The following is a 26,371-nucleotide window of genomic DNA, read 5'->3' as shown; positions in this document are numbered from 1 at the left end:
GAACAATCTTGCAACTTGACCGACGCCCGCCCCCCTTAACGAATTGGCGGCAAGCGGACCTTGCCGGCCCGGCACTGGCTCTTCACGCCCTTGCCACAGGACGCGAACCCCAGGTCCCGGCTCAGGCAGACCTTCACCTCGGACAGTTGCGGACCGCTGCAACTCACTGCCACGCCATCGCTCGGCATGCCCGGATTGCTCTGCCGGAACAACACGGCGATTTCCTCGGCGGAATACTCCCGCACCGCCGTCGAGGGTTGCAACGCGTCGGGAATCCGTACCTTGCCCAACGCCCGGTCGGTGGTATCCAGATAGGCATTGGCGCCCAGGCCGCTGCAGGTGCCGTGCTTCTTCCACTCATGTTCCATCAGCCTGGCGGTCGGAAACAGCGTCAGGCCCTGCTGGCGCTGCTCGGCCGACAGCGGCGTCAATGGCGCGCAGGACTGCGGCCAACCACCCCGCGCGTACTGCGGCCAGAGGCCGTGAAGGACAAACCCATAGCCCTTGCCCGTGCATTGCTCGTTGCCGGTATGGGTCAGGCAGAACGTCGGCGACCAGGACAACGCCAGCAGGTAGTAATCGAACTCGCCGGCCTCGCCTCGCTGCTTGTCACGCCCCTGGCCCGCCTGCACCCCGCCCACTGACACCATGAAAAGCACCAGTACCCACGAAAACCACCTCATTCCCTTCTCCCGCGTCTTGTTGGATGAATAAATCAATATCCGTGGCGCCAAATAAATTATGAAGATTCGTTACAAAACAGTAACATTTGCTACACCTTTCACCTCCCTGACTTCTTATGATCGAGGGCTGTGTTTCCATCCATCCGGGCCCACCGACTCAGGTGCCACGCCGACCTCGTCGGTTGCGCACCCTGAGGCGGTTTTCTCGGGATTTCGCCGCACGTTGCCGGCTGAGTCCTGATATGTGGAATTCTGCTTCTGAAGGAGCAAGCGCGTCATGAGTACTCGATCCACCCGCAAGAAAATCGTCTCGGTCCTCTGGACACTGGGCGTGCTCTTGATCATCTATTGTTTCCCGAAAACCGTCTTCGGTTTCCTCGCCCTGGTCGTGGTCTGCGGTATATACGATTTCCTGCGCAATGGCATCTACACCGCCGAACTGGCCAGGAAATACTTTATCGGCAGCGGCCGCAACACCTGGGTGCTGGCACCGTTCAATACCCTGTTCGACCTGGTGAGCCGACGCAACCGCGGCGTCTATCGGATGCAGGACCTGCCCGAAGACTGCCAGCGCGACCTGCAGCAGGTCATCGACAAGGCCATGAGCCACAAGGACGAGATCATCGACTACCTCGACGGACGCATGGCGCAGAACAAGCGCGGCATGCTGTTCTTCCAATGGTACGGACGCAAGATCGACACCGAACTGGATATCCGGGAACTGCAACAGAAGTTCCCTTATGTGAAAACCGTCGGCGTCTCGGTGTTCAACGCCAACCAGTCGACCTCGTTCCACTTCGGTCCGCTGCGCATGATGTTCCGGGTGCTCTACAACATGGCACCGGCCCCGCACCATGACGGCGTGTACATCCAGTGCCGCAAGGAAAAACACTTCTGGCACGACGATCCGCTGTTCATCTTCGATGACACGCTGCTGCATGCCTCGTTCAACAAGAACGATACCAAGCGCTACTGCCTGTTCATCGATATCGTGCGCCCGTCCCGCACCCCGTTCATCCTCAAGGGCGTGATCGCCGGTTTCGCCGGGGTGGTCTTTGCCCTGCGCCGGGTGTTCTACAAGAACTGGAAACTGATCCAGTAATACCTCCCGCCTGTAACTGCCCTGGAATCGGACCCCGCGTTCAGCCAGGGCATCTCGCTCCATGAGCACTTGTCCAAAACCGACTACCTACCCATTCGGAGTATGTTCCCGGCTTCGCCCTGCCTGAATAGTGGACTCACCCGCTCTTCCCGAGCCGAATCCAGTCCGAAGGTGAGATGGCCATGCACAAGGCGTTGGTGGTAACCCTGAGTCTCCTGCTTGTCCCGGCTTTTTCCGCGTCGCACGCAGAAGAAGTGGATGCGTCGAAAACCCTGCGCCTCTACAACTGGGCCGACTACATCGGCGAAAACACCCTCGCCGACTTTGAGAAAGCCACCGGCATCAAGGTCATCTACGACACCTTCGACTCCTACGAAACCGTGCAGGCCAAGCTGCTCACCGGGCACTCCGGCTACGACCTGGTGACCCTCAACGCCTCGCTGGTGCCGCCACTGATCAAGGCCGGGGTATTCCAGCCCCTGGACAAGCAACAACTGCCCGACTGGAAAAACCTCGACCCGCAGACCTTGCAGCACCTGCAGGGCTATGACCCCGGCGTGGTCTACTCCGCGCCCTATACCTGGGGTAGCAACGGCGTGACCTACAACGTCGAGAAGATCCGCGAACGCATGCCGGACGCCCCCATCGGCTCCCTGGCCATGCTCTTCGACCCGAAGATCGTCTCGCGCTTCGCCGATTGCGGCGTGACCCTGCTCGATGCACCGACCGAAGTCATTCCCCTGGCCCTCACCTACCTCGGCCGCGATCCCCGCAGCGCCCGGCCCGACGACCTCGAGGCGGCGCAAAAGCTGCTGATGACGATCCGCCCATACCTGAAGAAATTCGACTCGGTGAACTACCTGAGCAGCCTGCCCAACGGCGACATCTGCATGGCCATGACCTGGTCCGGCGACGCCGCCACCGCCCAGGCCCGCGCCGAAGAGGCCGGTCTGAAGATCAAGCTGGCGTACTTCATTCCCAGGGAAGGTTCGCTGATCTGGTTCGATAATATGTACATCCCCAGCGATGCCAGCCATGTCGCCAATGCGCACAAGTTCCTCGAATACCTGCTGCAACCCCAGGTCATGGCGGACGTGACCAACTTCATCCACTACGCCAACAGCAACACCGCGTCGACTCCGCGGGTGAATGCCGATGTGCGCGCCAACCCGGCGATCTACCCGGACGACGCCACCCGCCAGCGCCTGTTCGCACAGAAAACCCAGGACGCCAAGGACATGCGGGCCATCACCCGCGTCTGGAACACGGTAAAGACCGGCCTGTAGGCCCGGTATGACTCAAAGATCCACACCTTCGAAAAAGGGCACGCCCATGGCTATTCCAACACAAGCATTTCTCGCCGGATTCGACCAGCAGAGCCTGGTCGAGGCGGACAAGGCGCACTACATGCACGGCTATCACATGTTCGACGAGCACCGTGAGCAAGGAGCCCTGAATATCGTCGCCGGTGACGGCGCCTACATCTACGACACCGAGGGCAATCGCTTTCTCGATGCCGTGGGCGGCATGTGGTGTACCAATATCGGCCTGGGCCGGGAGGAAATGGCCGAGGCGATTGCCGACCAGGTTCGCCAGCTGGCCTACTCCAATCCGTTCTGCGACATGTCCAACGCGGTAGCCATCCGCCTCTGCGAAAAGCTCGCCAGCCTGGCCCCCGGCGACCTCGACCACGTGTTCCTCACCACCGGCGGCTCCACCGCCGTGGACACCGCCTATCGCCTGGTGCAGTTCTACCAGAACAGCCGGGGCAAGCCGCAGAAGAAGCACATCATCGCCCGCTACAACGCCTACCACGGCTCCACCACCGTGGCCATGTCGATCGGCAACAAGGCCGCCGACCGGGTGCCCGAGTTCGACTACGCCCACGAACGCATCCACCATGTATCCAACCCCAATCCCTACCGCGCCCCCGATGGCATGGACGAAGAGCAGTTCCTCGAATTCCTCGTGGCGGAGTTCGAGGACAAGATTCTCAGTATCGGCGAAGACAAGGTCGCGGCGTTCTTTGCCGAACCGATCATGGGCTCCGGCGGTGTGATCATTCCGCCCAAGGGCTACCTGCGGCGCATGTGGGAAGTCTGCCAGCAGTACGACATCCTGTTTGTCGCCGACGAAGTGGTGACCTCCTTCGGCCGACTGGGCAAGTTCTTCTCCTCCTGGGACGTCTTCGGCGTGCAGCCGGACATCATCACCACCGCCAAGGGCCTGACTTCGGCGTACCTGCCACTGGGCGCCTGCATCTTCTCGGAGCGGATCTGGAACGTGATCGGCGAACCGGGCAAGGGCCGCTGCTTCACCCACGGGTTCACCTACAGCGGCCATCCGGTGTGCTGCACCGCCGCCCTGAAGAACATCGAAATCATCGAGCGGGAAAACCTGCTGCAGCATGTCGATGAGGTCGGTGGCTACCTGGAGGAGCGCCTGGGCAGCCTGCGCGATCTGCCGCTGGTGGGGGACGTGCGCTGCATGAAGCTGATGGCCTGTGTCGAGTTCGTCGCCGACAAGCAGACCCGCGAGCTGTTTCCCGACAAGCTGAACATCGGCGAGAAGATCCACCTGCGGGCCCAGGCCAGGGGCTTGCTGGTACGGCCGATCATGCACCTGAACGTGATGTCGCCGCCGCTGATCATCAGCCGGGCCCAGGTCGATGAAATCGTCGAGACCCTGCGCGAGTGCATCCTCGAAGTGGCCGACGAGTTGCAGAAAAGCGGCCAATACAGCGGACGATGAGTGTCCTGCCGGCGGCTTTGCGCCCGATGGGGCGGGTGGTTAGACTGCGGGGCATGAGCTCCGTACCCGACGACACCGCCCCCCGCCTGTCCTTCCAGGCCCTGCATCGCTGGCATGCCGGGCTGGCGGGGGCCTTTGCCCATCTCGACGAACCCGACGGCCTGCGTCACCTGGCCCTGGCCTTCGGCGAGCTGGTGCCGGTCGAGTCGGTGATGATCAGCCTCGAGCGCAAGGATCGACCGCCGCAGTTGCTGTACCTGCAAGGTATTCCGGAAGAGTTTCGCGATGCGATCATCGAGCGCTACTTCGCCGGCGGTTATCTGCTCGATCCGTTCTGCCTGGCGGTGGAGAACGGCCTGGCCGAAGGTTTTTATCCGCTGGAGGAAATCGCCCCGGACGATTTCTTCGACAGCGAGTACTACAAGACCTACTACCTCAAGCTCGGTTGCGCCGAAGACAGCTACTACATCGTCAACCTCGACGAGCACAGCAAGATCTCCGTCAGCCTGTTCCAGGGCCTGGGCGCCGCCAGCCTGAGCAGTTCACAGCTGGACCTGCTGCGGGCGGTCGAACCGATGGTGCGCACCCTGGTGAGCCAGTTCGCCGCCCGTGGGCTGCAACGCAATCCCCTGTTGTTCGACCAGCCGGCCGACGGGCAGGCACAAGACGCCGAGGTCAATCTGCGGATCCAGGCGGCCTTCAGCCGGTTCGGTTGCGGGGTACTGACGGAGCGCGAGCGCGAAGCCGCGCAGATGGTGCTGCGCGGCCATTCGGTGAAGTCCACGGCCAGGGAAATGAATATCTCCCCGGAAACCGTACGCATGCACCGCAAGAACCTCTACCTGAAGCTGGGCATCAGTTCCCAGTCGGAACTGTTCGCGCAGTTCATCGACTGGTTACGCCAAGGCTGAGCGTTCACGATCCTGCAGGAGTTGACTTGCCAGCTCCCACAAGGACAACGACTCAGGCCGACAGCGAGTAGATCAACGCCGAAATCGCCACCAGGCCCACCAGCGTGACGAACACGTTGGACATCTGCCCGGCGTACTGGCGCATGGCGGGTACGCGACGGATCGCATACATCGGCATGAGGAACAGCAGCGCCGCGATGATCGGCCCGCCGAGGGTTTCGATCATGCCGAGGATGCTCGGGTTCAGGGTCGCCACCAGCCAGCAGATCACCAGCATGAACGCCGCGGTCATGCGGTCCAGGGCCTTGGTCCCCGGCTTGCGGCCACTCTTCACCACCAGGCCCTTGAGACCTTCGCTGGCACCGATGTAATGCCCCAGGAACGACTTGGCGATCGCCACGAAAGCAATCAGCGGCGCGGCAAAGGCGATGGTCGGGTTGCTGAAGTGGTTGGCCAGATACGACAGGATCGACAGGTTCTGAGCCTTGGCCTCGGCCAGTTGTGCCGGCGACAGGGTCAGCACGCAACTGAACACGAAGAACAGCACCATCACCACCATCAGGCCATGGGCCCGGGAGAGGATCTGGCCGCTACGAGCTTCGGCATGCACGCCATAACGACGCTTCTGGTCCACCGCGAAGGCGGAAATGATCGGCGAGTGGTTGAACGAGAACACCATCACCGGGATCGCCAGCCACAACGTGTGCAGCAGTGCCGAAGGCTGCGGCAGGCTGCCGGCCGTGGCGAGGATACCGCCGTTCCAGTGGGGGATCAGGAACACCGCGAGGAACAGCAAGGCAACGATGAACGGGTAGACCATCATGCTCATGGCCTTGACGATCACCTGCTCGCCGCACCGCACCACCGCCAGCAGGCCGAGGATCAGCACCAGGGACAGGATCGCCCTGGGCGGCGGCGTGATATGCAACTGATGTTCGAGGAAGCTGCCGACGGTGTTGGTCAGGGCCACGCTGTAGATCAGCAGGATCGGGAAGATCGCGAAGAAATACAGCAAGGTGATCAGCGCCCCGGCCTTGAGGCCGAAATGTTCTTCCACCACTTCGGTGATGTCCGCGCCGTCGCGCCCGGAGAGCACGAAGCGGGTCAGGCCGCGATGGGCGTAGAAAGTCATGGGGAACGCCAGCAGCGCCAGGATCAGCAGCGGCCAGAAGCCGCCCAGCCCCGCGTTGATCGGCAGGAACAGGGTCCCGGCACCGATCGCCGTGCCGAACAGGCCCAGCATCCAGGTGGTGTCGTGACGGCTCCAGCTGCTCAGTGCAGCGGGTGCCGATTCATAGCGTTCGTCGACGCTGTTGGCCTGGTCATTCATCCGGTCGAATCTCCGTTAGCCGGTCATTACCACGCGACCGGGGCGGAAAAAACGTGTCACTGGCAGCGCCCCGGCCATAAGAGGGGCGCGATTGTCCGGGATTAAGCTTAAGAAGCAAAGGGTTAGCTGAGCAACGGTCGACTGTGCCGGTGTTTCAGGGAACCTCTGTACGGTCACCTGGAGCCTGGTAGCCCTCGTGCAACAGTTCGACCAACTGTCGCAGAAAGTAGTGTTTTTCCAGAACTTCCCGGCGAAAACATACCCGATGATGACGCAAGGCCCAGGTCTCGCGCAGCTCGATGATCGCCAGGCGTCGATCATCGTCGGGAGCCAGGGTCGACAACGGCACGATGCTGATGCCGGCGCCTGACGCCACCAGTTGGGCAATCGAACGGAAACCCGAAACCTGTACGCAGACATCCAGCGAGCCGCCGGCCAGGGCAGCCTGGCTCATCAGGTAGGTATGCAGCGCGGCGCCGCTTTGCAGGCTGATGAAGGGCCGGCCCAGGCATGCGGTAAAACGCACGGATGCCTCGCGGGCCAGAGCGCTGTCCGACGGTGCGATGATCACGAAGCGGTCTTCGCGGTACGGCACGAACTGCAGGTCCGGGTGATCGGAGTCCACCGCGATGATGCCGATATCCGCCCTGCCCGCCGCCACCGCCGCGACGATTTCCGAACCCATGCGCTCCTCCAGGTTGATCCGCACCGCCGGGTAGGCAGCGAAGAACCGGGTCAGATCGTCGGGCAGGAAGGAACTGATGGCGTTGTTATTGGCAAAGAAGGTGATATGGCTGGTCAGGCCCTGCACATACGGCGTCAGGTCGGCGTGCATCTGTTCCAGTTGGGCCAGGCAGCGCCGGGTGTGTTCGAGCATCACCACGCCGGCCTGGGTCAGCTTCACACCCCGGGCCTGGCGCACCAGCAGCGCGGCGCCGATGGCGTCTTCCAGGCCCTTGAGGCGCAGGCTGACCGAAGACGGTGCCAGGTGACAGCGCGCCGCGCCGCGGGTCAGGTTGCCCTCCTCGGCTACCGCGAGGAACACCTTGAGGTCCACCAGATCGTAATGCATGAGGATCGAGCCACGTTGAAAGAGCCCGGTCATCACACCCTACCCGAGGTCACTTGGCAATGACCGGCGCCTTGTCCGCCATGGGCTCGGGCAGGCGATTGAGCACCCGGTGCATGCGCTCGCGATCCAGTTCCTTCTCCCAGGCCGACACCGCCACCGTCGCCACACCGTTGCCGATCACATTGGTCAGGGCCACCACTTCGCTGAGAAAGCGGTTGATGCCGAGGATCAGCACCAGTCCCGATACCGGCACGGTGGGCATCACTGCCAGGGTCGCCGCCAGGGTGATAAAGGCAGCGCCGGTCACGCCGCTGGCGCCCTTGGACGTCACCATTGCCACCGCTAGCAAGGTCAGTTGCTGGGCCCAGGTGATCTCGACATTCATCGCCTGGGCGATAAACAGCACACACATGGTCATGTAGATATTGGTGCCGTCGAGGTTGAAAGAGTAACCGGTGGGAATCACCAACCCGACCACCGAGCGCGAGCAACCGAGGCGTTCCAGCTTGGTCATCATCAGCGGCAGTACCGGTTCGCCGGAACTGGTGCCGAGGACAATCAGCAGTTCTTCCTTGATATAAGCCAGGAAGCGGAACAGGTTGAAGCCGACAAACCGAGCGATCGATCCCAGAACCACGATCACGAAAAACAGGGCCGTGATATAGAAGGTACCAATCAGCTTCAGCATCGGCAGCAACGAGCCGACGCCGTAGGTACCGATGGTGAAGGCGATGGCGCCAAAGGCGCCGATGGGAGCCAGTCGGGTGATGATCCCGACAATCCCGAACAAAACCTTGGACAGATCGTCGATCAACTGGTTGACCGCCCTCGCCTTCGCCCCCAACCCCGCCAGCACCGCACCGAACAGCAGCGCCACCAGCAGGATCTGCAGGATCGCGCCCTGGGCGAAAGCCGATACCAGGGTGTCCGGGATGATGTTCATCAGAAAACCGCTGGTGCTCAGTTCGTGGGCCTTGTCCGCATAGGCGGCCACCGCGCTGGCATTGAGTCTGGCCGGATCGACGTTGAAACCGGCGCCGGGCGTCAGCCAGTGGGTCGCCACCAGGCCGATCACCAGGGCCAGGGTCGAAACCACCTCGAAGTAGAGCAAGGCCTTGCCGCCGACCCGACCGATCTTCTTCATGCTGTCCATGCCGGCGATACCGGTGACCACCGTACAGAAGATGATCGGCCCGATCACCATCTTGATCAGCTTGATGAAGGCATCGCCCAGCGGCTTCATGTCGGCGGCCAGGCTTGGCCAGTAGTGGCCGACGGCGATGCCCAGGAGCATCGCGGCGAGGACCTGGATGTACAGCACTTTGTAGAAGGGTCTTTTCATTATTGGTCTCCACAAAAGGTATCGGGCGATTTTCCCGCCCGAGAAAATCCGCAAGGCATCGTTCGCGTCAGAGGTGCCGGTGCAGCCACCGTGCCGCGGCCAGGACCCGCGCATCGCTGCCACGCGGGCCGATCACCGACAAGCCCAACGGAGCCCCGTCGAGGCTGATCCAGGGCAGGCTGACCTGTGGCAGGCCGGCCAAGCCGGCAACGCTCAGCAGCTGCTGGGAACGCAGGCGCTGTTGCTCCATGGCTTCGGTGCTGGCGTCCAGGCGCGGGGCAACTGCCGGCACCGTGGGCAACAGCAGGAAGCTCGACTCATTGACAAAAAGTCGTGCCAGTTGCTGCGCCGCAGCCTGGCGCACCTGCTGTTCGGCGGCGACCTGTTGTGCGGTGACCCGCGAACCGGCTAGAAAACGCTGGCGGACATCCTCCGCGAGCTGCTCGAGGTGGACGCTGACCCAGACCCCGTGCTGCTGCCAGATCTCACCGCCCTGCAGGACCCGATGGGCCCTGGCGTAATCCGCCAGGGTCAGGCTGGCCGATGGCAGCAGCGTATGTTGCAGGGTGCTGCCAAGGCGTTCGACCAGGGCGCCGAACGCCACCTGCACCGCCTCGTCGCACACCGCCAGGGCATCCTCGCTCAGGAGGAACAGCGGGTTTTCTGGCGGGTGTTCATCCACAGCCTCGTTGGCCAGGACCGCGAACACCGCCGCCAGATGCTCACCATTGGCAGCGAACCAGCCCACGGTGTCAAAGCTGTGGGCCAGGGCGAAACAACCGCGCGTGGCAATCCGTCCCTGGGTCGGGCGCATGCCCCAGACCCCGCAGTAGCTGGCCGGCAAACGGCAGGAACCACCGCAATCGGTGCCCAGTCCGATATCCGCAAGCCCCGCGGCCACCGCCACTGCCGAGCCGGACGACGAGCCCCCGGGAATCCGTGACGGGTCGGCCGGGTTGCACGGGGTGCCGTAGTGCAGGTTGATCCCCGCCAGGCTGAACGCCAGTTCGTCGGTGACCGTCTTGCCGGTCCATTCGGCCCCGGCTTCCAGCAGCAGGCGCACCGCCAGGGCCGTCGTCGTGGCCGGGGCCTGCTGGGCCAGCCAGCGCGGGTTGCCGGCACCGGTGCGTTGTCCCTCGATATCGAAGACATCCTTGGCCGCCAGGCGCAGGCCTGACAAGGCGCCGGAATGACGGGCGACAAAAGGTGCCCGGGCAAAACCTTCGCGGACAAAGGCACCGTGCAGTCCCGGCTGCAACAGGGCGGCCGGAGCCCGGTGGTCATCGTGAGGGCGTTCGGCAGTCGGCCGGCGGTCGAGATATTGCATGATCGGTGTGTTCCTCCGTGCGTTCTTGTGACGCGAGTATCGAGGGGCCCGATCCGGGAAAACAGCGAGGGTTGGCAAAGCCAGCCTTTGTCGAAAACGAACGCTCAGAGCCGCGATCCGGGAGCGGCCTTGGGTAAAAGCGCAGAAGAATCGGCAAATCGGCCTGATCTATTGATACACTGTAACAATTGATCCCAGCCTTCCTGTCAGTGCCTTCCCATGACCCCTGTGCAACGCCGTGCCTGTTTCACCGCCCTCTTCCTGCTGCTGGGTGGCTCCTCAGCCCTGGCTGACGACCTGATGATCACCTGGCCCGGCGACTGGGAAGTCCAGACCCTGCCGCCAGCGCAGAACGCCGCGGGCGAAGTCGTCAGCGGACTGCGCCAGCGCGCGGTGAAGAACGATCCCAATGGCGATCCGATGATGGTCATGGAGCTGACCCAGTCGGCGCTCAACCCCGGCCATGAGGTCAACCTCCCCGGCGTGTTGCTGGAGATGCGCAAGGCGGTGCAGAAGAATTTCGTCGAGCGCGGTTTCATGAGCGTGTGCAATCGCATTCACGACAGCACCCTGGGTGGCCTGGCGGCGGTGGAAACCACCTGCACCATCACCCAGAACGGCGGACATGTGATGACCCAGACCCTGGTGGCCGCGGCCCACGACGGCAAGGCCTATTCCCTGCTCTACGCCGGCTCGGCGGACGGCTACAAGACCGTGGAACCGGTGGTCAACGGTATCCGCGCCAGCCTGCACCTGCAACCCTGAGTCACCTCTTGTAGGAGCCGGGCTTGCCCGCGAACCGCCGAAGGCGGTCATCCGGCCAAATCCTGCGGCGCTGGAAGAAGCGCTTTCGCGAGTTGGCTCGCTGCTACACAAGGGCCCCGGTCAACCCGCGAGGAATCCGCGGGCCATGCCGCTGGCGGCAATCACGATCAGCATGATCAACAGGGCTTCGATATGGCTGATGCGCGCGAACAAGCTGGCCCGGCCGGTATCGATGGCCGTGCCCCTCTTCTGCGCGATCCGCCATTTGATCAGACTGATCATCGGCGCCAGCTCCAACAGCAGGACAATCACGAACAGCGTCAGCTTGAGATGGAACAGTGGCTGGTGCAGGTAGTAGTCGCTCCCCTTCTCGAAACCGCCGAAGGCCCGCAGACCACCGGTCACCAGCAGGATACCGGCACTGATGCCCCAGAGATTGTCCCAGATGAACACCTGGCGCAGTTCCGCCGGGGTGCTGCCGGTGAGGCGGCGCAAGGCCCCGCCACGACCGAACACTGCCGCCAGGGCGATACCGAAGGCCAGAAGGTGCAGCGCTGCCAGGGACCAGTGAGCAAACATCGGATCGTCTCCTTGAATGAGCAAGACAGTTGTAGCTCAAACCGCCGATCTTTGCGCAAGCTCCCGCCCGGATCAGGCCCTCAAGGCAGCAGGATCACCTTGTCGCCGCTGCCCTGGTTGACCTCGGCATAGCGCGCCGGGCCCTCGGCCAGCGGCGATTCCCGCAGATCCGATGGCAGCTCCAGCAGGCCTTCATCGAAGAACCGTCCGAATTGTTCGAGCATCCGCGCACAGGCCTCGGTGCCATAGAGCAAGGAGTTGATACCGACCACCGAACCGCCCTTGCGATACAGGGCCAGGGCCGGCAGTTGCACATGGCCGTCGACCGGCGCGGCGATGATCGCGATCCGCCCGAAAGGCGCCAGCGCGCCGACCGCCGCCGGCAGCCAGAAACCGGTGGTGTCGAAGATCACCTCGGCGCCGCCGGGGAAAACGCCGTTGACCGCCGCCGCCAAGGCTTCCGGCTGGTCCAGTTGAATGGCTTCGAAGCCCTTGTCCTGCAGCGCCTTGACCTGCTCCGGGCGCCGCACCGCGCCCAGCGCATGGGCACCACGGATCTTCGCCAGGGCCATCGCCGCGCTGCCGACCGCGCCATTGGCGCCGATCACCAACAGGCGTGTACCGGCCTTCACCAAGCTGCGCTCCAGGGCATCCCAGGCGGTGGTGTACGGCACACCGAGACTGGCGGCCTGGACAAAACTCAAGTGGCTCGGCTTGAGTGCCACGCCCCTGGCCGGCAGGGTCAGGTACTGCGCATGGGAACCGTCGCCGGTAAAACCCAGCTCCTTGCCGGTGCCCCAGACTTCCTGGCCGAGCAGCGCCTGCGGGCCCTCGACCACCACGCCGGCGAAGTCGCGTCCGGGCACCCGGGGCAAGGTGGTGTAGGCGAAGCGTCCCAGGACGTTTTTCACATCGCTGGGGTTCAGGCCGGCCGCCTTGATCTGCACCAGGACTTCTCCGGCAGCAGGCACGGGCATCGGCAGGTCGACCAGTTGCAGCGCCGAAAGGTCGCCGGTCTTCGAAAATTGCAGGGCTTTCATAAGGTACGCATCCAGACAGGGAACAAGGGATTCTTCAGGACAACCAGCCAGCCACCAGTTGCTTGCCGAGGGGCCAGGCCTTTTCGCCCAGTTGCATGCCCAGCAAACCGACCAGGGCCACGGCGGGTGGCGCCGGGGAGCGGAAATCGAGCCCGCCGTAAAGCAGTCCGACAACAATGCCGATGGCGAGGGAAATCAGGTAGCTCATGACGAACTCCGCGCTCGATAAAGGAATGCCCGCAGTCTATGGCCGACAAACCCCGGCTGCCGGTCAAGGGCTTCTGGATATCGGCCAAAATCTCGGCGACCGCGTCAGCCCACCGGATAATGCGACGGGGCGATGCCGAGGGCGCGGCGGAACATGTCGCTGAAACTGCTGGGCGAATAGCCCAGCGAGCGGGCGATACGGCTGACCGGCGCGCCCTGGATCAACTCCGCCACCGCCGTCGCCAGTTGCACCTGGCGTCGCCACTCGGCAAAGCCCATGCCCAGCTCCGCCTGGAACAGGCGCGCCAGGGTGCGCACGCTGGCACCGGCCTGTTCGGCATGCTGATCGAAGGAAATCGCCAGTGACGGCGCGCCCATCACCGCCTGGCAAAGACTCATCAGGCGCCGGTCGGTGTCGGAGGGCATGGGGATTTTCAGCAGGGAACGCCGTGCCCGCTTGAGCTCCAGCAACGCCAGGTTGACCAGCGCCTCATAGTATTCGCCCTGCGGGTCATCGGTCTGCTCCACCAGCCGGACGATCAGCTCGCGCAGCAAACCACCGACCTCGATCACCTGGACCGTGCTTTCCAGGGTTTCGGCCAGGGCCGGACGCAGGTAGATATTGCGCATCTGCAGATCCGACACCACCCGGATACCGTGGGCGACACCGGGCGGCAACCACACCGCCCGCTGCGGCGGGACCACCAGGGCTTCGTGGGGCGTCTCGACCCACATGACCCCGGACATCGCATACAGCAATTGCCCCCAGACATGCTCGTGGGGCTCGATGTACAAGCCCCGCGGGTAGGTCCGTGCCAGGGGCTGCACGGGCCGACCGGTGTCGGTGAGATCGGGCGGCGCGGCCAGGGCCATGATCAGCTGGCGACAGGCGTACGCATGGTGACGAACTCTTCGGCCGCCGTCGGATGGACGCCGATGGTTTCGTCGAAGTGCTGCTTGGTGGCGCCGGCCTTCAGTGCGATGGCCAGGCCCTGGATGATTTCACCGGCATCGGGGCCGACCATATGGCAGCCCAGGACCTTGTCGGTGCGGGCATCCACCACCAGCTTCATCAGGGTGCGTTCCTGGTCTTCGGTCATGGTCAGCTTCATCGGCCGGAACCGGCTTTCGAAGATCTGCACCTCATGGCCCTGCTCCCGCGCCTGCTCCTCGCTCAGGCCGACCGTGCCGATATTCGGCTGGCTGAACACAGCGGTCGGAATCAGGTTGTAGTCGACCGGACGATACTGCTCGGGCTTGAACAGGCGCCGGGCCACCGCCATGCCTTCGGCAAGGGCCACCGGCGTCAGTTGCACGCGCCCGATCACATCGCCGAGGGCGAGGATCGACGGTTCGCTGGTCTGGTACAGCTCGTCGACCTGGATAAAGCCGTTCTTGTCCAGCTTCACCCCGGTGTTTTCCAGGCCCAGGTTGTCCAGCATCGGGCGTCGGCCGGTGGCGTAGAAAATGCAATCGGCTTCCAGCTCGCGGCCATCCTTGAGGGTAGCTTTCAGGCTGCCGTCGGCCAGCTTGTCGATACGCTCGATATCGGCATTGAACTGCAGGCCCAGGCCGCGCTTGCCAAGTTCTTCGGCCAGGTGCCTGCGCACCGCACCATCGAAGCCGCGCAGGAACAGGTCGCCGCGATACAGCAGTTGGGTGTCGGCGCCGAGGCCATTGAAAATGCCGGCGAACTCGACGGCAATATAACCGCCGCCGACCACCAGGATGCGCTTGGGCAGTTCCTTGAGGAAAAACGCCTCATTGGAGCCGATGGCATGTTCATGCCCCGGAATCTCGGGGATCTGTGGCCAGCCGCCGGTGGCGATCAGGATATGCCTGGCGCTGTAGCGCTGGCCGTTGACCTCGACCTGGTGCGGGTCGACCAACTTGCCATGACCTTCCAGCAAGGTAACGCCGCTGTTGGCCAGCAGGTTGCGATAGATGCCGTTGAGGCGGTTGATTTCCTTGTCCTTGTTGGCAATCAGGGTCGCCCAGTCGAAGTTCGCCTCGCCCAGGGACCAACCGAAGCCTTGCGCGTGTTCGAAGTCTTCGGCGAAGTGCGAACCGTACACCAGCAACTTCTTCGGCACGCAGCCGACGTTGACACAGGTCCCGCCCAGGTAGCGGCTTTCGACCACCGCCACCTTCGCCCCGAAACCGGCGGCAAACCGCGCCGCACGCACACCGCCGGAACCGGCGCCAATTACAAACAGATCAAAATCGTAGGCCATATCTATCTCCTCGGCAGGCACACAGCATAACCGCTGTAGCCCTTTGGGTCAGCGCTGGACACTACATAAGGGCGCCCAAATGAAAAAGCCACCCGGAGGTGGCTTTTCTTTACTACTGGAGAAGCAGCGCTGGCTTCCTGATCGTTCCCACGCCGGAGCCTGGGAACGATCGAGAGACCGCCTGGCTTAGTAAGCCTTGCCGGTCTTGTAGAAGTGTTCGAAGCAGAAGTTGGTGGCCTCGATGTAGCCTTCGGCGCCACCGCAGTCGAAACGCTTGCCCTTGAACTTGTAGGCAATCACGCAACCGTCCTGGGCCTGTTTCATCAGGGCGTCGGTGATCTGGATCTCGCCGCCCTTGCCCGGCTCGGTCTGCTCGATCAGGGTGAAGATGTCCGGGGTCATGATGTAGCGACCGATGATCGCCAGGTTCGACGGTGCATCTTCCGGTTTTGGTTTCTCGACCATGTTGCGTACGCGGTACAGGTCGTCACCGATCAGGTCGCCGGCGATCACACCGTACTTGCTGGTTTCCTGCGGATCGACTTCCATGATCGCGACGATGGTGCAGCGGTACTGCTTGTACAGCTTGACCATCTGCTTGAGCACGCCGTCGCCTTCGAGGTTGACGCACAGGTCGTCCGCCAGGACCACGGCGAACGGCTCGTCGCCGATCAGCGGACGGCCGGTCAGGATCGCATGGCCCAGGCCCTTCATTTCGGTCTGGCGGGTGTAGGAGAACGAACACTCGTCCAACAGGCGGCGGATACCGACCAGGTATTTTTCCTTGTCGGTGCCCTTGATCTGGTTTTCCAACTCGTAGCTGATGTCGAAATGGTCTTCCAGCGCGCGCTTGCCGCGGCCGGTGACGATCGAGATCTCGTTCAAGCCAGCGTCCAGCGCTTCCTCGACGCCGTACTGGATCAGTGGCTTGTTCACCACCGGCAGCATTTCTTTAGGCATGGCTTTAGTCGCTGGCAGGAAGCGAGTACCGTAACCGGCTGCTGGGAACAAGCATTTCTTGATCATATAAGTCCTTAAAAAGGGCGGTGTGTACGAGTTTCGGCGCAGTCTAATCAGGCGGCGGTCACCTTACAATGCCCCGCTGATAGCATACTGACGCCAACATAGAGAAAAACTGGCGCTGATAGTTCCGCAAGACTTGCAAATAGTACGACGCCCGGTAACCGCGGCGACTGCGGAACTCTTCCACGCACGCTCCAAGGCAGCAATTCTAGCTGCTGATGCCGGTTTGCGCCTTGATCTGCGCTATGATTCCGGCCTTCCATCCCCCCCAGCGAGACAGATCGATGTCGGCAGCAAAAAACGTGAACGGTTACCTGATCAACCAGGCAAAGGACGGACAGTGGTGGGTCGCCGGCGTCGATGGCGAGAACATTGCAGGGCCGTTCCCGACCGAAGAACTGGCCATTGAAGTGGCCTCGGTTTTCCAGGACACCCCTGCCCCCGCCACCAAGCGTCGTGGCAACTGAAGGCTGAACGACATGAAGCGACTTCTGACACTGATTGCGGTACTGGCCCTGGGCGGCTGCGCCACGGCATCCAAGACTTACCTGGACAACGGCCGGCAGGGCCTGGCGATCGACTGTTCGGGCGAGGCCATGTCCTGGGCCAAGTGCTACGAGAAGGCCGACGCCTCCTGTGCCGGGACCGGCTACACCATCGTCGGCACGGACGGCACGCCGCAGCCCGCCGAAAGCGACAAGACCCTGGGCGTGGATGTCGGCAATTTCAAGAGCCGCACCGTGGTGGTGGTCTGCAAGTGAAGCAGGCCGGCCGGGGTCCGGCTGGCGCCGGCCTCAGGGCTGACCGGAAATGCAGCGGGTCGCCGCATCGAGCACCGCGCTGGAGCGCAACGGGTTGTTCGACATGCTCTCGTAGAGCTTGATGCTGCTGCCGTTGGAACGCTCCTCGATATCCAGCAGCGCCGCCGGCGAGGTCGACAGGCGATCGCGCACCACCATCTTGATCCCGCTCTTGTGCGGCGTCAGCAACGAGGGGCCCCGGCTCTTGATCAGGATCGTGTCCACGCACTGGGCATACTCATTGGGCTTCTTGCCCGAAATCACATTCAGCGTCGGTGGTGTCTGCTGGATGTCCTTTACACTCGCACAACCACTCAACGCCAAGACCGCGACCCAAACGCCCCACTTCATGAAAAAACCTCCGATAAAGACGCTCGGACAGCATCCGCGGGATTTTTCTCCCTGGGACGTGAATTAAAAGCACCTGAATTAAATCGATCATCTATGGCGACAAGGCCGTGTAATCCGTCAAACTTGTCAGCCTGCCCGGAGAACAACTCCATCGTAGCCGTTATCCCCGCTCTGCCACATGCTATCTTTTTGATTTTGTAGAAAAAGCCTTCTGGAGGCGCCCATGAAATTCATCCACCAGCGCGAGCACCTCAACGAAGACGACATCGTCGTGATCGACTGCTCCCAGACCTGCAACATCCGCCTGATGAACGACGCCAACTTCCGCAGCTTCAAGAACGGCGGTCGTCACACCTACCACGGCGGCGCCTTCGATACCTTCCCGGCCAAGATCACCGTACCGAGCACCGGTTTCTGGAACATCACCCTGGACACGGTCGTCACCAAGCGCGCCATCAGCGTCACCCGCAAGCCGAACCTGACGCATTCGATCCGCATTATCCGCCGCTCCAGCTCGAAATTGCGTTAATTCAGCGCACACGCCCACCTTCTCTCGTTACTGGAATGACCGTGACTACCAAATACGTCATCAAATACAAACTCGACGGTGAACGCCGTTTCGACTTCGCGCAACTGGAAAACGGCACCGAGGCCGAAGCCCGCGCCGCGTTGGAAGCCATTCATGGCAAAGTCGACGATAGCATCACCGATGTGAAAGTCAGCAAGGCCCTGTAAGCGCGCGACGGGTCTGACGAGACAACCCATGAACCTCGATCTGTTTGCCGCCGACGATCTGCAGCAACCCGAGCGCAACGAGCGGATCGGCGAACAGTCGTGGGTGCTGCGCGGCTTCGCCCTGCCCTGGGTCGAGCGTCTGCTCCCCGCCCTGCAACAGGTGCTGCTTGAGGCGCCGTTCCGGCAGATGGTCACCCCCGGCGGTTTCACCATGTCCGCCAGCCTGAGCAGTTGCGGCACCTGGGGCTGGACCACCGACCGCAGCGGCTACCGCTACAGCGCCGTCGACCCGCAAACCGGCCGCCCTTGGCCGGCCATGCCGGACGTATTCCGCCAGTTGGCGGTCGACGCCGCGCAGAGGGCCGGCTTTGCCCACTTCATCCCCGATGCCTGCCTGATCAACCGCTATGTGCCGGGGGCGAAGATGTCCCTGCACCAGGACCGCAACGAACAGGACTTCAGCGCCCCGGTGGTTTCCATCTCGCTGGGTTTGCCGGCGATGTTCCTGTTCGGCGGCCACGAGCGCAGCGACAAGACCTTGCGCGTTCCGCTGTTCCACGGCGATGTGGTGGTCTGGGGTGGCGTCGACCGCCTGCGTTTTCACGGCGTGCTGCCGATCAAGGACGGCCGGCATCCACAACTGGGTGCCGAGCGCATCAACTTCACATTGCGCATGGCCGGCTGAAGACTCGCCGAGCGGTGAGCCGACGAGACTGCTTCCAACGCGGCATGATCATCGCGCAGACCGTTTTCGTCGCCCCTAGCGGTTGACGTCGACGACCACCCGCCCCCTGACCTGCCCGGCGAGCAATCGTGGAGCCACTTCCAGCGCCTCGCCCAGGCTGATTTCCTGGCTGATCAGCGCCAACTGCTCGCGATCAAGATCCCTCGCCAGGCGATCCCAGGCGACGATTCGCTGCGCCTTGGGCTGGGTCACGCTGTTGATCCCGGCCAACGTCACCCCACGCAGGATGAACGGTGCCACCGAGGCCGGGAAATCCATGCCCTGGGCCAGGCCGCAGGCAGCCACCGTGCCATTGGCCCGGGTAGCGGCGCAGACATTGGCCAGGGTGTGACTGCCCACGGAGTCGATGGCCGCGACCCAGCGCTCTTTCGCCAACGGCTTGCCCGGTTGCGACAGCGTCTCGCGGTCGATGATCTCGGCGGCGCCCAGTTGCTTCAGATAGGCGTGCTCGCTGGTGCGCCCGGTGGATGCCAGCACCCGATACCCCAGGCGCGCCAGCAAGGCCACGGCGAAACTGCCCACGCCGCCGTTGGCCCCGGTCACCAGCACCTCGCCCTGGTCCGGCGTCAGGCCATTGCGCTCCAGCGCCAGGATGCTGAGCATCGCGGTAAAACCTGCCGTGCCGATGGCCATGGTTTGTGCCGCCGTGAACCCCTGGGGCAATGGAATCAGCCAGTCACCGTTGAGCCGGGCTTTCTGCGCCAGTCCACCCCAATGCCCCTCGCCGACACCCCAGCCATTGAGCAACACCGCGTCGCCGGCCTGATAATCGGCATGGCTGCTGTGCTCTACCGTGCCCACCAGGTCGATGCCCGGCACCATCGGGAAGCGCCGCACCACCGGGCTTGCGCCGGTGATCGCCAGGCCGTCCTTGAAGTTCAGGGTGCTGTAGGCAACCCGTATCGTCACATCGCCTTCCGGCAATTGTTCATCGCTGAGGGAGGCCAGGTTGGCCCGATAACCGTCTTCGTCCTTTTCGATCAAGATGCCACTGAACATGCTTGCCTCCAATTTAGACCGATCGTCTAGAAATAGCCGAAAAAAAGCCCCGGAAAATCAATGCGCCAGGCAGCGTGCAAAGCCCTGCATAAAGGTTTCCAAGGGTGCCTCGCTGCGCACCAGCCGGGCGCGCAATACCGCGCCCTCCCAACCGATCCAGAAAAAATTCGCCAGGGCCGCGCAGTCGGCGTCGCGGGCCAGTTCACCCGCGTCCTGCGCCGCCTGCAGGCAGTGCGACAGGCGCAGCTCCCAACTGCGCAGCACCGCGTCCAGTTGCTCGCGATAGCTGTCCGGCAGCAGCGTCACTTCCTGGCCCAGATTGCCCACCAGGCAACCGCGCCGAAACCCGTGCCGCGCCATGCCGGCCTTGGCTTCGTCGACAAAGCCGCGCAGGCGTTGCAAGGGTGGCAGTGACGTATCCAGCAGCCAGCGGTCGAGCTTGCGGGCAAAGTACTCGGCGTAGTTGGCGAGCACCGCCTGGCCGAACGCTTCCTTGCTGTCGAAGTAGTGGTAGAACGAGCCCTTGGGCACCCCTACCCGCTTGAGCACGACGTCGATACCGGTGGCCATGAAACCCTGTTCGGTGAGGATTTCGGTGCCGCAACGCACCAGCATCTCGCGGGTCTGCAATTGCTCCCGGGGGATTTTCGGCGGACGGCCAGGCTTGCGCGGTGCGGCAGTTATCGAGGTCATGGGCACAATATAGACCGATCGGCTAGAAAATACATGCGACTAAAGGCGCAGGTCGGCTCACTCGACGATCCCGATATACACCGCAACGCTGTCCGGCCCGGTATAAACCTCGAAATCCGTAGCGAAGCGACGTTGTCCGGGATGCTGCTCGAAGTAGGACCAGATCCGCCCCCAGGTGTCGATGACCGTCTGCGGCATGGCGCCCCGGCCTTCGAAAACCAGATAGGGGCCGGCCTGCACCTCAAGGGTCGGATACCCCGGGGCCGGCGTCGTCACCGCGACCGCGGCGGTCACATCGAAATAGCCGCTGGCATCCGACTCGTAGCCGGAGTAGACGCCATACACCGGTGAATCCGGCTGGCGGTTGGCGATACGCTCGGCCAGTCCTTCGGCGAAGAAACCGCCCCACAACCCACCGATCCTTGCCGTCTCAGCGTACCGCTCGTCCTCGTTGCGGGTCCGGACCTGCGGGCCGGACACCTGGAAAGCAGCCACTTCCACGCGTTTCACATCCATCTGCATCATGCTCCTGGGCGGTTTTTTGAACGGCGATTTTTGAACGACGACAACTTTAGGCGGATTCTGCCGCGAGCGTCATCGCAAATCACTCTTTTTGCCTGCCCGGACAGATCATGACTGGCCTTGCGCGCATCATTCCTGATACAAACCAGCCCTGTTCTCGTCGTTATCCTTTTATCTGCCCCGGAGAAAAGCCGCCATGAGCACCTGGCCTGACACCCGTATTCTAGACCTGTTCGGCATCCAGCTACCGATCATCCAGGGGCCCCTGGCCGGAGCCACCACGGCCGCGATGATGCTGGGCGTGGCCAGGGCCGGCGGCCTCGCCTCGCTGCCTTGCGCGATGCTGACCCCGGAGCAGATCCGCCAGGAGGTGCAGGCCTTTCGCGCAGCGATCCAGGCCCCGTTGAACGTCAATTTCTTCTGTCACCAGCCACCTGCAGCCGACCCGGAGCGTGAGAAACGCTGGAAGGAACGCCTGGCGCCCTACTACCGCGAGCTGGGTGTCGACTTCAATGCACCGACACCGGTTTCCAGCCGCGCGCCCTTCGATGAAACCAGCTGCCAACTGGTGGAAGAGCTGCGTCCGGAGATCGTCAGCTTCCACTTCGGCCTGCCGCCCGAGGCCCTGCTCGATCGGGTGAAAGCCACCGGGGCGACGATTATCGGTTGCGCCACCACCGTGGACGAAGCGCGCTGGCTGGAAGAACGCGGCTGCCACGCGATCATCGCCATGGGCAACGAAGCCGGCGGCCATCGCGGCATCTTCCTCAGCAACGACCTCAACACCCAGGTCGGCACCGTCGCCCTGGTGCCACAGATCGCCGATGCGGTGAAGGTGCCGGTGATTGCCGCCGGCGGTATCGGCGACGGCCGTGGCATCGCCGCGGCCTTCATGCTCGGGGCCTCGGCAGTGCAACTGGGCACGGCCTATCTGTTCACCCCCGAGGCCAAGGTCTCGGCCTCCCATCACCAGGCCCTGCGTACGGCGAAGGACAGCGAGACGGCCCTGACCAACCTGTTCACCGGCCGCCCGGCGCGCGGCATCATGAACCGGGTGATGCGCGACCTGGGACCGATCAGCGACATGGCCCCGGCGTTCCCCCTCGCCGGCGGCGCGCTGATGCCGCTGCGGGCCAAAGGCGAGGCGGACTTCAGCAACCTGTGGTCGGGCCAGGCCCTGCGCCTGGGCGTGGAGTTACCGGCGGAGGCATTGACCCGGCAGTTGGCGGAACAGGCCCAGGCGCTCTTGAAAGGACGCTGATCGCCTCCCCCTGTAGAAGGCGATGGCGTTTCCAGACAACGGCTGTCGACTGGCCGATCGCATCGCCAGCAAGCCGGCTCCAGCAATGGACCTGACGTTTTCAAGAAAGGGGGGACTCTCGCCAGCGCCATGAAATCGCTATATATTTGTTTATATAGCGATTCACCCCTCTCAGCGCCGCACACTTCCTATAACAAGCGGCGCCTGTGCCTGTCCCCAACGTTTGAACGGAGCCGCTTCATGATCACTCGTGCCTCACGTTTTGCCCCGACTTGCCTGGCCACCCTGCTCGGCCTCTTCACCTTCGCCTCGGCCCAGGCCGCTGAAGTCCAGGTGGCCGTCGCCGCCAACTTCACCGCACCGATCCAGGCGATTGCCGCCGACTTCGAGAAAGACACCGGCCATAAGCTGGTCGCCGCCTACGGCGCCACCGGCCAGTTCTACACCCAGATCAAGAACGGCGCGCCGTTCGAAGTGTTCCTCGCCGCCGACGACACCACCCCGGCCAAGCTGGAAAAAGAAGGCGATATCGTTGCCGGCTCGCGCTTCACCTATGCCGTCGGTACCCTGGCACTGTGGTCGGCCAAGGACGGCTACGTCGATGCCAAGGGCCAGGTACTCAAGGACAACCAGTACCAGCACCTGTCCATCGCCGATCCGAAAGCCGCGCCCTACGGCCTGGCCGCCACCCAGGTCCTGGCCAAGCTGGGCCTGACCGACAAGGTCAAGGACAAACTGGTCACCGGCCAGAACATCACCCAGGCCTATCAGTTCATCTCCACCGGCAATGCCGAGCTGGGCTTTGTCGCACTGTCGCAGATCTACAAGGACGGCAAGGTCACCAGCGGTTCGGCATGGATCGTCCCGGCCGACATGCACGAAGCCATCAAGCAGGACGCGGTGATCCTGACCAAGGGCAAGGACAATGCCGCCGCCAAGGCGCTGGTCGACTACCTGAAAGGTCCGAAAGCCGCGGCCATCATCAAGTCCTACGGTTACCAGCTCTGACATGCCGCTGACGAGTGCCGACTTCGCCGCGATCTGGCTGACCCTGCAACTGGCCACCCTGACCACGGCGATCCTGCTGGTGATCGGCACTCCGATCGCGTTATGGCTGGCGCGCACCCGCTCCTGGCTGCGCGGGCCGATCGGCGCGGTGGTGGCCCTGCCGCTGGTGCTGCCACCGACGGTGATCGGTTTCTACCTGCTGCTGGCCTTCGGCCCCCACGGTTTTATCGGCCAGTTCACCCAGTCCATCGGGCTGGGTACCCTGACCTTCAGTTTCACCGGGCTGGTGATCGGCTCGGTGATCTACTCGATGCCCTTTGTGGTGCAACCGCTGCAAAACGCTTTCAGTGCCATCGGCACCCGCCCGCTGGAAGTGGCCGCAACCCTGCGCGCCAATCCCTGGGACACATTCTTCAGCGTGGTCCTGCCCCTGGCACGACCGGGCTTCATCACCGCCGCGATCCTCGGTTTCGCCCACACCGTCGGCGAGTTCGGCGTGGTCTTGATGATCGGCGGCAATATCCCGCACAAGACCCGCGTGGTCTCGGTGCAGATCTACGACCATGTCGAGGCCATGGAATACCTCCAGGCCCACTGGCTGGCCGGCGCCATGCTGGTGTTTTCCTTTATCGTGTTGCTGGCGCTGTATTCGAGCCGCAAGACCAAGATGGGCTGGAGCTGAGCCATGGCATCCTCGATCAAGGTCAGCCTGCAACTGAGCTACACGGGTTTCTCCCTGGACCTCGACCTGGACCTGCCCGGCCGAGGCGTGACCGCGCTGTACGGTCATTCCGGCTCGGGCAAGACCACCTGCCTGCGCTGCATCGCCGGCCTGGAAAAAGCCCCGCAGGCGTTTATCCAGGTCAACGGCGAAGTCTGGCAGGACAGCAGCCGGCAGCATTTCGTCCCGCCACACAAACGCGCCCTGGGCTACGTGTTCCAGGAAGCCAGCCTGTTCCCGCACCTGTCGGTGCTGGCGAACCTGGAGTTCGGCCTGCGGCGCATTCCCCGGGCCCAACGCCGGGTGGACATGGCCCATGCCAGCGAATTGCTGGGCATCACCCACCTGCTGGAGCGCCACCCGCAGCACCTGTCCGGTGGCGAACGCCAGCGTGTCGGCATCGCCCGGGCGCTGCTCACCAGCCCGCAACTGCTGCTGATGGACGAACCCCTGGCGGCCCTCGACAGCAAGCGCAAGGGTGAGATCCTGCCGTACCTCGAACGCCTGCATGACGAACTGGATATCCCGGTGCTCTACGTCAGTCATTCCCAGGACGAAGTGGCACGCCTGGCCGACCATATCGTCCTGCTCGGCGACGGCAAGGCCCTGGCCAGCGGCCCCATCGGCGAAACCCTAGCGCGGCTCGACCTGCCCCTGGCCATCGGCGATGATGCCGGCGTGGTGATCGAAGGCCAGGTCAGTGCCTACGACATGCATTACCAACTGGTCACCCTGCAGTTGCCCGGCAGCCTGCTGACCATGCGGGTCGCCCATGCGCCCCTGGCCGTCGGCAAACCTTTGCGTTTCAAGGTCCAGGCGCGGGATGTCAGCCTCAGCCGGCAGGCGGAAGAACACAGCAGTATCCTCAATCGACTGCCGGTGACGGTGACCGGCGAGACTCCCGCAGACAACAGTGCCCATGTGCTGGTCAGGCTGGAGGCTGGCGGAACCCCGCTGCTGGCACGGATCACCCGGTTTTCCCGGGACCAGTTGCAGCTGCAGGCCGGTCAGCAACTGTGGGCGCAGATCAAGGCCGTGGCGGTCCTGGCCTGAATTGAAGGCACCTCCGGGCCAGGCGGTGGTCAATCAGTCATAGCGGCCTGACTTCGCGCCAAGGACTCCCTGCCATGACTGATGTACCGACGCCTGTCGACCTGCCGCCCGACCTGCATTATGTCGACGACACCCTGCCGGGTATTCGCCGCAAACCCTGGCGGGGCCGGTTCGCCTACTTCGGCGCCGATGGCCAACGCATTCGCGACAGCCAGGAGATCAAGCGCCTCGATGCCCTGGCCGTGCCGCCGGCCTACACCGACGTGTGGATCTGCGCCGATCCGCGGGGCCATCTGCAAGCCACCGGCCGGGATGCCAGGGGTCGCAAGCAGTACCGCTATCACCCGCGCTGGCGGGAAATCCGCGACCAGGACAAATACGCGCGACTGCTGGCGTTCGGCAACGCCCTGCCCAAGTTGCGCCGGCAACTGCAAGCCACCCTCGCGAGACCGGGATTCACCCGGGACAAGGTCATGGCCACGGTGATCGGCCTGCTCGACGCCACGCTGATCCGCATCGGCAATACCCGCTACGCCCGGGAGAACCGCTCCTACGGCCTGACCACCCTGCGCAGCCGGCACGTGGAAATCAACGGCAGCGCCATGGTCTTCCAGTTTCGCGGCAAGAGCGGCGTCGAGCACCAGGTGACACTCAAGGACCGGCGCCTGGCCAACGTACTCAAGCGCTGCCTGGAACTGCCCGGACAAAACCTGTTCCAGTACCTGGATGAACACGGCGAACGCCACACGGTCAGTTCATCGGACGTGAACGCCTACCTGCATGAACTGACCGGCGCCGAGTTCACTGCCAAGGACTTTCGCACCTGGGCCGGCAGCGCCCTGGCCCTGGCGGTCTTGCGCGAGTTGTGCTGGGAACCGGAAGCCGAGGCGAAAAAACAGATCGTCGAGATGGTGAAAAATGTCGCCAGGCAGTTGGGCAATACCCCCGCCGTCTGCCGCAAGTGCTATATCCATCCTGCCGTCCTTGAAGCGTTCGTCCTCGGCGACCTGGCGAAACTGCCCCGCCCCCGGGTGCGCAAGGACCTGAACCTGGAGGAAGCCGGCCTGGCGATGTTCCTGCAACGCCAGCCGTAGAACAGTGAAGAGCAGCCCACCAC

At 63.3% G+C, this 26,371-nt stretch carries 30 protein-coding genes; 15 read left to right on the top strand and 15 right to left on the bottom strand.

All coding sequences use genetic code 11. The features are described 5' to 3' along the window. Positions 1-35: 35 nt before the first annotated feature. Positions 36-683 carry a ribonuclease T2 family protein gene (locus tag HX881_RS28510; protein WP_177087850.1) on the bottom strand — a complete coding sequence of 216 codons (648 nt, stop codon included), beginning with the start codon at positions 681-683 and terminating at the stop codon, positions 36-38. A gap of 277 nt (positions 684-960) precedes the next feature. Here HX881_RS28510 and HX881_RS28505 point away from each other — a divergent pair, with 277 nt between their 5' ends. The 4 genes from HX881_RS28505 (at position 961) to HX881_RS28490 (ending at position 5,447) form a co-directional block, all read left to right on the top strand. Continuing rightward, entirely contained in the window at positions 961-1,785 is an 825-nt protein-coding gene (locus HX881_RS28505; RefSeq protein WP_017125205.1) for an aspartyl/asparaginyl beta-hydroxylase domain-containing protein, read from the top strand. A 182-nt stretch (positions 1,786-1,967) separates the two neighbouring features. Further along, the gene (locus tag HX881_RS28500) at positions 1,968-3,071 is read left to right on the top strand and encodes a polyamine ABC transporter substrate-binding protein (RefSeq protein WP_177087848.1); all 1,104 of its coding nucleotides are present in this window, start codon (positions 1,968-1,970) and stop codon (positions 3,069-3,071) included. 46 nt (positions 3,072-3,117) lie between these two features. Then, complete coding sequence (locus HX881_RS28495) at positions 3,118-4,536, top strand: aminotransferase (RefSeq protein ID WP_177087846.1); 1,419 nt, start codon at positions 3,118-3,120, stop codon at positions 4,534-4,536. A 53-nt stretch (positions 4,537-4,589) separates the two neighbouring features. After that, positions 4,590-5,447, top strand: a complete 858-nt coding sequence (locus HX881_RS28490; RefSeq protein ID WP_177087844.1) for a helix-turn-helix transcriptional regulator — start codon at positions 4,590-4,592, stop codon at positions 5,445-5,447. Positions 5,448-5,499: 52 nt separating this feature from the next. Here the strand turns inward: HX881_RS28490 and HX881_RS28485 are convergent, their stop codons facing one another. From HX881_RS28485 to HX881_RS28470, 4 genes are all read right to left on the bottom strand, one after another. Next, positions 5,500-6,777 carry a serine/threonine transporter gene (locus tag HX881_RS28485; RefSeq protein WP_017125202.1) on the bottom strand — a complete coding sequence of 426 codons (1,278 nt, stop codon included), beginning with the start codon at positions 6,775-6,777 and terminating at the stop codon, positions 5,500-5,502. Positions 6,778-6,931: 154 nt separating this feature from the next. Continuing rightward, complete coding sequence (locus HX881_RS28480) at positions 6,932-7,882, bottom strand: LysR family transcriptional regulator (protein WP_246356598.1); 951 nt, start codon at positions 7,880-7,882, stop codon at positions 6,932-6,934. A 16-nt stretch (positions 7,883-7,898) separates the two neighbouring features. Further along, entirely contained in the window at positions 7,899-9,194 is a 1,296-nt protein-coding gene (locus HX881_RS28475) for a dicarboxylate/amino acid:cation symporter (protein ID WP_425503548.1), read from the bottom strand. A gap of 64 nt (positions 9,195-9,258) precedes the next feature. Further along, positions 9,259-10,518, bottom strand: a complete 1,260-nt coding sequence (locus HX881_RS28470) for an amidase (RefSeq protein ID WP_177087840.1) — start codon at positions 10,516-10,518, stop codon at positions 9,259-9,261. A 219-nt stretch (positions 10,519-10,737) separates the two neighbouring features. Between HX881_RS28470 and HX881_RS28465 the strand changes: the two genes are divergently transcribed. Further along, on the top strand, positions 10,738-11,283 hold the full coding sequence (locus tag HX881_RS28465; protein ID WP_177087838.1) for a DUF4946 domain-containing protein: 546 nt from the start codon (positions 10,738-10,740) through the stop codon (positions 11,281-11,283). Positions 11,284-11,403: 120 nt separating this feature from the next. Here the strand turns inward: HX881_RS28465 and HX881_RS28460 are convergent, their stop codons facing one another. From HX881_RS28460 to galU, 6 genes are all read right to left on the bottom strand, one after another. Then, a complete protein-coding gene (locus HX881_RS28460; RefSeq protein WP_177087836.1) occupies positions 11,404-11,862 on the bottom strand; it encodes a DUF2214 family protein in 459 nt (152 codons plus the stop codon). A gap of 80 nt (positions 11,863-11,942) precedes the next feature. Then, positions 11,943-12,902, bottom strand: a complete 960-nt coding sequence (locus HX881_RS28455) for a quinone oxidoreductase family protein (protein ID WP_103032636.1) — start codon at positions 12,900-12,902, stop codon at positions 11,943-11,945. A 34-nt stretch (positions 12,903-12,936) separates the two neighbouring features. Then, positions 12,937-13,110: a DUF1427 family protein gene (locus tag HX881_RS28450; protein ID WP_017125196.1), complete on the bottom strand. Its 174-nt coding sequence runs from the start codon at positions 13,108-13,110 to the stop codon at positions 12,937-12,939. A gap of 104 nt (positions 13,111-13,214) precedes the next feature. Beyond that, entirely contained in the window at positions 13,215-13,982 is a 768-nt protein-coding gene (locus HX881_RS28445; RefSeq protein ID WP_017125195.1) for an AraC family transcriptional regulator, read from the bottom strand. Positions 13,983-13,984: 2 nt separating this feature from the next. Then, complete coding sequence (gene gorA, locus HX881_RS28440) at positions 13,985-15,343, bottom strand: glutathione-disulfide reductase (protein WP_177087834.1); 1,359 nt, start codon at positions 15,341-15,343, stop codon at positions 13,985-13,987. A 186-nt stretch (positions 15,344-15,529) separates the two neighbouring features. Next, positions 15,530-16,369 (bottom strand): UTP--glucose-1-phosphate uridylyltransferase GalU, encoded by an 840-nt coding sequence (gene galU / locus HX881_RS28435; RefSeq protein ID WP_042934967.1) that lies wholly within the window; start codon positions 16,367-16,369, stop codon positions 15,530-15,532. Positions 16,370-16,650: 281 nt separating this feature from the next. Between galU and HX881_RS28430 the strand changes: the two genes are divergently transcribed. Next, the gene (locus HX881_RS28430; RefSeq protein WP_177087832.1) at positions 16,651-16,833 is read left to right on the top strand and encodes a hypothetical protein; all 183 of its coding nucleotides are present in this window, start codon (positions 16,651-16,653) and stop codon (positions 16,831-16,833) included. Positions 16,834-16,845: 12 nt separating this feature from the next. Continuing rightward, positions 16,846-17,127, top strand: coding sequence for a hypothetical protein (locus HX881_RS28425; protein ID WP_017125191.1), 282 nt, complete (start codon positions 16,846-16,848; stop codon positions 17,125-17,127). Between the two features lie 33 nt (positions 17,128-17,160). Here HX881_RS28425 and HX881_RS28420 read toward each other — a convergent pair whose 3' ends face one another. Continuing rightward, positions 17,161-17,517, bottom strand: a complete 357-nt coding sequence (locus HX881_RS28420; protein ID WP_177087830.1) for a hypothetical protein — start codon at positions 17,515-17,517, stop codon at positions 17,161-17,163. A 223-nt stretch (positions 17,518-17,740) separates the two neighbouring features. On the opposite strand from HX881_RS28420, the gene HX881_RS28415 reads away from it, so the two are divergent. The 3 genes from HX881_RS28415 to alkB are packed head-to-tail and all read left to right on the top strand — an operon-like array spanning position 17,741 to position 18,937. Then, complete coding sequence (locus HX881_RS28415; protein WP_017125189.1) at positions 17,741-18,046, top strand: DUF1883 domain-containing protein; 306 nt, start codon at positions 17,741-17,743, stop codon at positions 18,044-18,046. A gap of 41 nt (positions 18,047-18,087) precedes the next feature. Continuing rightward, complete coding sequence (locus HX881_RS28410) at positions 18,088-18,252, top strand: hypothetical protein (RefSeq protein WP_017125188.1); 165 nt, start codon at positions 18,088-18,090, stop codon at positions 18,250-18,252. Positions 18,253-18,280: 28 nt separating this feature from the next. Next, on the top strand, positions 18,281-18,937 hold the full coding sequence (gene alkB / locus HX881_RS28405) for a DNA oxidative demethylase AlkB (RefSeq protein ID WP_103033012.1): 657 nt from the start codon (positions 18,281-18,283) through the stop codon (positions 18,935-18,937). A 75-nt stretch (positions 18,938-19,012) separates the two neighbouring features. On the opposite strand, the gene acuI is transcribed toward alkB, so the two are convergent. Genes acuI through HX881_RS28390 form a run of 3 tightly spaced genes read right to left on the bottom strand, consistent with a single transcriptional unit; the run spans position 19,013 to position 21,205 of the window. Continuing rightward, positions 19,013-19,996, bottom strand: coding sequence for an acrylyl-CoA reductase (NADPH) (gene acuI / locus HX881_RS28400; RefSeq protein ID WP_177087828.1), 984 nt, complete (start codon positions 19,994-19,996; stop codon positions 19,013-19,015). A gap of 57 nt (positions 19,997-20,053) precedes the next feature. Further along, a complete protein-coding gene (gene acuR / locus HX881_RS28395; protein ID WP_042934964.1) occupies positions 20,054-20,689 on the bottom strand; it encodes an acrylate utilization transcriptional regulator AcuR in 636 nt (211 codons plus the stop codon). Positions 20,690-20,746: 57 nt separating this feature from the next. Further along, positions 20,747-21,205, bottom strand: coding sequence for a GyrI-like domain-containing protein (locus HX881_RS28390; RefSeq protein WP_177087826.1), 459 nt, complete (start codon positions 21,203-21,205; stop codon positions 20,747-20,749). A 202-nt stretch (positions 21,206-21,407) separates the two neighbouring features. On the opposite strand from HX881_RS28390, the gene HX881_RS28385 reads away from it, so the two are divergent. The 5 genes from HX881_RS28385 to HX881_RS28365 all read left to right on the top strand — a co-directional run bounded on the left by HX881_RS28385 (position 21,408) and on the right by HX881_RS28365 (position 26,348). Then, positions 21,408-22,472: an NAD(P)H-dependent flavin oxidoreductase gene (locus HX881_RS28385; protein ID WP_177087824.1), complete on the top strand. Its 1,065-nt coding sequence runs from the start codon at positions 21,408-21,410 to the stop codon at positions 22,470-22,472. A 240-nt stretch (positions 22,473-22,712) separates the two neighbouring features. Beyond that, positions 22,713-23,480: a molybdate ABC transporter substrate-binding protein gene (gene modA, locus HX881_RS28380; protein WP_246356597.1), complete on the top strand. Its 768-nt coding sequence runs from the start codon at positions 22,713-22,715 to the stop codon at positions 23,478-23,480. A 1-nt stretch (position 23,481) separates the two neighbouring features. Then, positions 23,482-24,162 (top strand): molybdate ABC transporter permease subunit, encoded by a 681-nt coding sequence (modB, locus tag HX881_RS28375; protein ID WP_017125182.1) that lies wholly within the window; start codon positions 23,482-23,484, stop codon positions 24,160-24,162. A 3-nt stretch (positions 24,163-24,165) separates the two neighbouring features. After that, entirely contained in the window at positions 24,166-25,254 is a 1,089-nt protein-coding gene (modC, locus tag HX881_RS28370) for a molybdenum ABC transporter ATP-binding protein (RefSeq protein ID WP_177087822.1), read from the top strand. 74 nt (positions 25,255-25,328) lie between these two features. Next, positions 25,329-26,348: a DNA topoisomerase IB gene (locus tag HX881_RS28365; protein ID WP_177087820.1), complete on the top strand. Its 1,020-nt coding sequence runs from the start codon at positions 25,329-25,331 to the stop codon at positions 26,346-26,348. Positions 26,349-26,371 lie beyond the last annotated feature (23 nt).

Origin of the sequence: Pseudomonas gingeri, assembly GCF_013386115.1 — a bacterium.
Taxonomy (GTDB): Bacteria; Pseudomonadota; Gammaproteobacteria; order Pseudomonadales; family Pseudomonadaceae; genus Aquipseudomonas; species Aquipseudomonas gingeri.
Note: the sequence above shows the minus strand (reverse complement) of the source record. Positions and strands in the feature narration are given on the sequence as shown.

What these genes read in the sequence shown, in the direction of transcription:
- HX881_RS28510 (WP_177087850.1), bottom strand. Translation starts at nt 683, where the DNA reads ATGAGGTGGTTTTCGTGGGTACTGGTGCTTTTCATGGTGTCAGTGGGC.
- HX881_RS28505 (WP_017125205.1), top strand. Translation starts at nt 961, where the DNA reads ATGAGTACTCGATCCACCCGCAAGAAAATCGTCTCGGTCCTCTGGACA.
- HX881_RS28500 (WP_177087848.1), top strand. Translation starts at nt 1,968, where the DNA reads ATGCACAAGGCGTTGGTGGTAACCCTGAGTCTCCTGCTTGTCCCGGCT.
- HX881_RS28495 (WP_177087846.1), top strand. Translation starts at nt 3,118, where the DNA reads ATGGCTATTCCAACACAAGCATTTCTCGCCGGATTCGACCAGCAGAGC.
- HX881_RS28490 (WP_177087844.1), top strand. Translation starts at nt 4,590, where the DNA reads ATGAGCTCCGTACCCGACGACACCGCCCCCCGCCTGTCCTTCCAGGCC.
- HX881_RS28485 (WP_017125202.1), bottom strand. Translation starts at nt 6,777, where the DNA reads ATGAATGACCAGGCCAACAGCGTCGACGAACGCTATGAATCGGCACCC.
- HX881_RS28480 (WP_246356598.1), bottom strand. Translation starts at nt 7,882, where the DNA reads ATGACCGGGCTCTTTCAACGTGGCTCGATCCTCATGCATTACGATCTG.
- HX881_RS28470 (WP_177087840.1), bottom strand. Translation starts at nt 10,518, where the DNA reads ATGCAATATCTCGACCGCCGGCCGACTGCCGAACGCCCTCACGATGAC.
- HX881_RS28465 (WP_177087838.1), top strand. Translation starts at nt 10,738, where the DNA reads ATGACCCCTGTGCAACGCCGTGCCTGTTTCACCGCCCTCTTCCTGCTG.
- HX881_RS28460 (WP_177087836.1), bottom strand. Translation starts at nt 11,862, where the DNA reads ATGTTTGCTCACTGGTCCCTGGCAGCGCTGCACCTTCTGGCCTTCGGT.
- HX881_RS28455 (WP_103032636.1), bottom strand. Translation starts at nt 12,902, where the DNA reads ATGAAAGCCCTGCAATTTTCGAAGACCGGCGACCTTTCGGCGCTGCAA.
- HX881_RS28450 (WP_017125196.1), bottom strand. Translation starts at nt 13,110, where the DNA reads ATGAGCTACCTGATTTCCCTCGCCATCGGCATTGTTGTCGGACTGCTT.
- HX881_RS28445 (WP_017125195.1), bottom strand. Translation starts at nt 13,982, where the DNA reads ATGGCCCTGGCCGCGCCGCCCGATCTCACCGACACCGGTCGGCCCGTG.
- gorA (WP_177087834.1), bottom strand. Translation starts at nt 15,343, where the DNA reads ATGGCCTACGATTTTGATCTGTTTGTAATTGGCGCCGGTTCCGGCGGT.
- galU (WP_042934967.1), bottom strand. Translation starts at nt 16,369, where the DNA reads ATGATCAAGAAATGCTTGTTCCCAGCAGCCGGTTACGGTACTCGCTTC.
- HX881_RS28430 (WP_177087832.1), top strand. Translation starts at nt 16,651, where the DNA reads ATGTCGGCAGCAAAAAACGTGAACGGTTACCTGATCAACCAGGCAAAG.
- HX881_RS28425 (WP_017125191.1), top strand. Translation starts at nt 16,846, where the DNA reads ATGAAGCGACTTCTGACACTGATTGCGGTACTGGCCCTGGGCGGCTGC.
- HX881_RS28420 (WP_177087830.1), bottom strand. Translation starts at nt 17,517, where the DNA reads ATGAAGTGGGGCGTTTGGGTCGCGGTCTTGGCGTTGAGTGGTTGTGCG.
- HX881_RS28415 (WP_017125189.1), top strand. Translation starts at nt 17,741, where the DNA reads ATGAAATTCATCCACCAGCGCGAGCACCTCAACGAAGACGACATCGTC.
- alkB (WP_103033012.1), top strand. Translation starts at nt 18,281, where the DNA reads ATGAACCTCGATCTGTTTGCCGCCGACGATCTGCAGCAACCCGAGCGC.
- acuI (WP_177087828.1), bottom strand. Translation starts at nt 19,996, where the DNA reads ATGTTCAGTGGCATCTTGATCGAAAAGGACGAAGACGGTTATCGGGCC.
- acuR (WP_042934964.1), bottom strand. Translation starts at nt 20,689, where the DNA reads ATGACCTCGATAACTGCCGCACCGCGCAAGCCTGGCCGTCCGCCGAAA.
- HX881_RS28390 (WP_177087826.1), bottom strand. Translation starts at nt 21,205, where the DNA reads ATGGATGTGAAACGCGTGGAAGTGGCTGCTTTCCAGGTGTCCGGCCCG.
- HX881_RS28385 (WP_177087824.1), top strand. Translation starts at nt 21,408, where the DNA reads ATGAGCACCTGGCCTGACACCCGTATTCTAGACCTGTTCGGCATCCAG.
- modA (WP_246356597.1), top strand. Translation starts at nt 22,713, where the DNA reads ATGATCACTCGTGCCTCACGTTTTGCCCCGACTTGCCTGGCCACCCTG.
- modB (WP_017125182.1), top strand. Translation starts at nt 23,482, where the DNA reads ATGCCGCTGACGAGTGCCGACTTCGCCGCGATCTGGCTGACCCTGCAA.
- modC (WP_177087822.1), top strand. Translation starts at nt 24,166, where the DNA reads ATGGCATCCTCGATCAAGGTCAGCCTGCAACTGAGCTACACGGGTTTC.
- HX881_RS28365 (WP_177087820.1), top strand. Translation starts at nt 25,329, where the DNA reads ATGACTGATGTACCGACGCCTGTCGACCTGCCGCCCGACCTGCATTAT.